Raw genomic sequence first — 4,362 nt, forward strand, 5'->3', positions numbered from 1 at the left:
CGACACCGAAACCGACGACGCCGAAACCGATGACACCGAAACCGACGATGTCGACGGCGATGGCACCGGCGTGGACGTCGGCGCCGAGGCCGCTCGGCGTCACCCGGTTGGCGGCCGCGGCGGTGAACTGCGCGAGGGTCGACTCGGTGAGCGGGAGCCGGTGGCCGGCCGCGCCGCGCAGCGCCAGCGCCGCGAAGACGTAGTGCAGCACCGCCAGCAGGACGAGGACGGGGAGGAATCCCCAGCGCGTGTGGGCGAGCGCGGCGGCGGTCGGGCGCGCCGGCGCGGTACCGAAGATGAGGATCGTGACGGTGGCGAGGGCGGCGAGAAGGACGCAGGCGAGGGCGGCCCGGCGGACCCACCGGGCCGCGGGAACCCCGCCGGGGCGGGCCGGGGCGGCGCCGTCCGGGCAGGCGAGCCCGGCGGAACCGACGCCGGCGGCGATGGTCTCCACACCCTCTTTGTCGGCCTTCCGGTTGAAGGTTGCGCGACCGTTGCCTGCCCTGGAGGGGAACGTGCCATGGGAGCTTGGGGGGACGGGCCGGGGCGCGTCCCCGGCCCGTCCCCGGACGGTGCCTCGTCGCGGGTCAGGCCGTCCAGTGCGGGTCGCGGCCGAGGTAGTGCAGCAGGGCGGTGACGTCGCCGGTGTCCTCGGCCTCGATGGCCGGGGCGTAGGCGCCGTACTGCCGCAACGGCTCGACGATCTCCTTGGCGACGATGAGCAGGTCGCGCGCGAGGGCGCCGGTGAGCGGGGACTCCTGGCCAGTGGCGACGGCGATGTCCCAGGCGTGGACGGCGGCGTCCAGTGCCGCGGCGCCGGAGCCGAGCCACGGGGGAAGCGAGTGCGGCGGCAGGGGGACGGGGGCCTGCGCGGCGTCGGGCGCGATGGTGGCCCAGGCGGCGGCGGAGGCCGCCAGCGCGGGGTCGAGGAGGTCTGCGGGGGCGCGGTCGAGGGCGCCGGACGGGGCGAAGGGGTCGAAGTCGGGTCCCGGCGCCCCGGTGATCGCGGACGCGTAGGCGAGCTGGTCGCCGGCGGCGTGCTGGAGGACTTGGGCGACGTTCCACTCGGCGCAGGGAGTCGGCCGGCGCCAGGCGCCGGCGGGGACGCCGGCGACGGTGGAGCGGAGGGCCTGGTGGGCGCGGTCGAGGACGTCCCAGCCGGAGTTCGTGATCTCGCTCATCGCTGCGTCTTCCTTTCGTTCCACCGGGGGCGGTGTGGCTCCAGTCTAGCAGAACGGAATGCTTTGTTCCACTGTCGCGTCCGGGTGGATTTTCAAGGGCCGGGCGCCGCTTTGGGGTACGCCATTGATTCTTTTCACACTATGATTAGGAAGCATTACCTTCCGTGACCGTCGCCCGATGGGGGAGTGTGACGACCATGACCAGCGCCCACCAGCGTCTGGGCGAGCGCATCGAGGACTTCCGCGGCACCAGGGGCGGGCACCCCGCGCAGCCGGCCCAGCCGCCCGGCGGCAGGGCGATCGTGCTGACCTGCAGCGACTATCTGGCCATCGCCGAGCATCCGGCCATCACCGGGGCGATGATCGCCAGCCTGCGGGCGGCGGACGGGACGGCGCCGCTGCCCGGCCCCTGCCTGCCCGACGACCATCCGCAGATCCGGCTGGGCAACGAGTTCGCCCGGCACATGGGCGCCGGGGCGGGTGTGCTGTGCCCGTCCGGCTGGGCGGCCAACACGGGGCTGCTGCAGGTCGTCGCGGGCCCGGACGTCCCGGTCTACCTCGACGTCCTCGCGCACATGTCGCTGTGGGAGGGCGCCCGGGCGGCGGGCGCCGAGATCGCCTACTTCCGCCACAACGACCTGGCGCACCTGCGGCGGCGGATCGAGGTCGGCGGCTCCGGCGTGATCGTCGCCGACGCCGTCTACAGCACCGACGGCTCGGTCTGCCCGCTGGAGGGCCTCGTCGACATCGCGGCCGAGCACGGCTGCCTGCTGCTGGTCGACGAGTCCCACTCGCTCGGCACGCAGGGCGAGCGGGGCGAGGGCCTGGTCGCCGCGCTCGGGCTGGCCGGCCGGGTCGACTTCCGCACCGCGAGCCTCGCCAAGGCGTTCCCCGGCCGCGCCGGCCTGATCGCCTGCGACCGGCCCGGGTTCGTCGACTACTTCAAGCACACCGCGCTGCCGGCCGTCTTCAGCACGACGCTGCTGCCGCACGACATCGCCGGGCTCACGGCGGCGCTGCGGGTCGTCCGGGACGAGGGCTGGCGGCGTGAGCGGCTCGCGGCGGTCACGGGCCGGCTGCGCCGCGGGCTGGCGGCGCTGGGCTGCGACCTCGGCGAGGGCGACACGCAGATCATCGCGCTCCAGACGGGGTCGGAGGCCGACGCGACGTCGCTGCGCGACGCGCTGGCGAGCCGTGACATCTTCAGTGCCGCGCTGTTCCCGCCCGCGACGTCGGTGCGCCGTACGCTCGTCCGCCTGTCCGTGCACGCCGGGCTGAGCGACGAGGACGTCGAACGCGTCCTGATCGCCTTCCGCGAGGCGCGCGACCAGCGGGAGTCGTCTCCCCGCACCTCGGCGCCGATCCCCTGACCGCCCGGGACGCCTTCCCGCACCGAATCCGGTTCGGAGTGACCGTGGACGCCGCCCGCGGGGCGTTTCCGGGACGCCCCGAGGGCCGGGACGGGCCCGCGGTCAGTCCGCCAGTTCCGCGGTGAGCGCGGCGGCGAACGCGTCGACGTCGGACTCGGTGGTATCGAAGGAGCACACCCAGCGGACCTCGCCGGTCCGTTCGTCCCAGGTGTAGAACGCGAAGCGTTCGCGCAGCCGGTCCGCGACGTCCCGGGGGATCAGGGCGAACACCTCGTTGGCCTCGACCGGCCGGGTGATCTCCACGCCGGGCAGCGGGCGCGCCGCGTCGGCGAGGCGGCGCGCCATGGCGTTGGCGTGCCGGGCGTTGCGCAGCCACAGGTCGCCGTCCAGCAGCGCGACGAGCTGGGCCGACAGGTACCGCATCTTGGACGCCAGCTGCATGCCGGCCTTGCGCAGGAACCGGAGGCCCCGCACCGCGTCCGGGTTCAGGACGATGACCGCCTCGCCGAGCAGCAGGCCGTTCTTCGTGCCGCCGAACGCCAGGACGTCGACCCCGGCGTCGGTGGTGAACGCGCGCATCGGCAGGTCCAGCGCGGCGGCCGCGTTGGCGATCCGGGCGCCGTCCATGTGGACGCGCAGGCCCCGTTCGTGCGCGGCGGCGGTGACCGCGGCGACCTGCCCGGGGGTGTACACGGTACCGAGCTCGGTGGCCTGGGTGATCGACACCACGGCCGGCTGGGCGCGCTGCGGGCTGCCGATGCCGATCGCGTGCCGGTCGACCAGCTCGGGGGTCAGCTTCCCGTCCGGCGCGGGCACGGGGATCACCTTGAGGCCCGCGACCTTCTCGGCGGCGCCGCACTCGTCGGTGTTGACGTGCGCGAACTCGGGACAGATCACCGAGCTCCAGCGCTCCGACATGGCCTGCAGCGCCAGCACGTTCGCGCCCGTCCCGTTGAACACCGGGAAGACCTCGGCCCGCTCTCCGAAGTGCCCGCGGACGACGTCGCGGAGCCGGGCGGTGACGGCGTCGTCGCCGTAGGCGGGCTGGTGGCCGTGGTTCACCTCGGCGAGCGCGGCGAGGACGTCGGGGTGGACGGACGCCTGGTTGTCGCTGGCGAAGCCGCGCCGGGCCGGTCCCGCGGGGGGTGGGGGAGACGGGTCAGGAGAGGTCAACACGGGTTCCGTTCAGCTCGGCGGCGGGCCTGTCCCACAGGCCCGCGACGACGTCGGCGAGGTCGTCGACGTGGGTGAGCCGGGAGAGGTCGGCGCCGGGACGCTCGTCGCGCATCGCGTCGGTCAGCAGCGCCTCGACCACCAGGATCGCGGCGGCGGGGCCGTCGCCGTCGGGGGCGGGCGCGGTGCCGACGGCGGCGCGGGTGAAGGAGTCGGCCATCGCCAGCGTCCACGCCTCCGCCGCGGCCTTGGCGGTCGCGTAGGCGGCGGCGTCCTGCACGGGGTGCCGCGCCGAGTGCTGGGACACGATCACGAACCGGCCGCGCGGCGCGTCCCGCAGGTACGGGTGGAAGGCGAGGGTCGCGTGCTGCGCGGTCCGGACGAGCTGGTCGTGCAGGAACGCCCAGTCGGCGAGGTCGGTGTCCTCGAAGGGGGTGCCGCCGCGCCAGCCGCCCACCAGGTGGACGAGCCCGTCGACGTGGCCGTGCCGGGCGGCGACCTCGCCGGCCCACGCCCGGGTGGCGGCCTCGTCGAGGAGGTCGACCACGGCGGGGGAGATTCTTTCGTCGTTCCAGTCGTGGGGGCGGCGGCCCGCGGCGACGACGCGCGCGCCCGCGGCGGCGAGGCGGCGCGTCACG

General features: G+C 75.0%; 5 protein-coding genes. 1 reads left to right on the plus strand and 4 read right to left on the minus strand.

The features are described 5' to 3' along the window. Together E1291_RS39565 and E1291_RS39570 are read right to left on the minus strand one after the other, a co-directional pair. Window positions 1–454 (minus strand): hypothetical protein (locus E1291_RS39565; RefSeq protein WP_207401198.1); only part of this gene is annotated, 454 nt, incomplete at its 3' end. A 133-nt stretch (window positions 455–587) separates the two neighbouring features. Then, a complete protein-coding gene (locus E1291_RS39570) occupies window positions 588–1,181 on the minus strand; it encodes a TIGR03086 family metal-binding protein (protein ID WP_131743139.1) in 594 nt (197 codons plus the stop codon). Window positions 1,182–1,378: 197 nt separating this feature from the next. On the opposite strand from E1291_RS39570, the gene cqsA reads away from it, so the two are divergent. After that, entirely contained in the window at window positions 1,379–2,551 is a 1,173-nt protein-coding gene (cqsA, locus tag E1291_RS39575; protein ID WP_131743140.1) for an alpha-hydroxyketone-type quorum-sensing autoinducer synthase, read from the plus strand. Window positions 2,552–2,653: 102 nt separating this feature from the next. On the opposite strand, the gene E1291_RS39580 is transcribed toward cqsA, so the two are convergent. Further along, on the minus strand, window positions 2,654–3,724 hold the full coding sequence (locus E1291_RS39580) for a threonine aldolase family protein (protein ID WP_131743141.1): 1,071 nt from the start codon (window positions 3,722–3,724) through the stop codon (window positions 2,654–2,656). Beyond that, on the minus strand, window positions 3,711–4,362 hold a 652-nt coding region (locus E1291_RS39585), incomplete at its 5' end, for an SDR family oxidoreductase (RefSeq protein ID WP_131743142.1). The genes E1291_RS39580 and E1291_RS39585, both read right to left, overlap by 14 nt.

Origin of the sequence: Actinomadura roseirufa, assembly GCF_900659635.1 — a bacterium.
Taxonomy (GTDB): domain Bacteria; phylum Actinomycetota; class Actinomycetes; order Streptosporangiales; family Streptosporangiaceae; genus Spirillospora; species Spirillospora roseirufa.

Coding starts and splice junctions, on each gene's coding strand:
- E1291_RS39570 (WP_131743139.1), bottom strand. CDS start 1,181: ATGAGCGAGATCACGAACTCCGGCTGGGACGTCCTCGACCGCGCCCAC.
- cqsA (WP_131743140.1), top strand. CDS start 1,379: ATGACCAGCGCCCACCAGCGTCTGGGCGAGCGCATCGAGGACTTCCGC.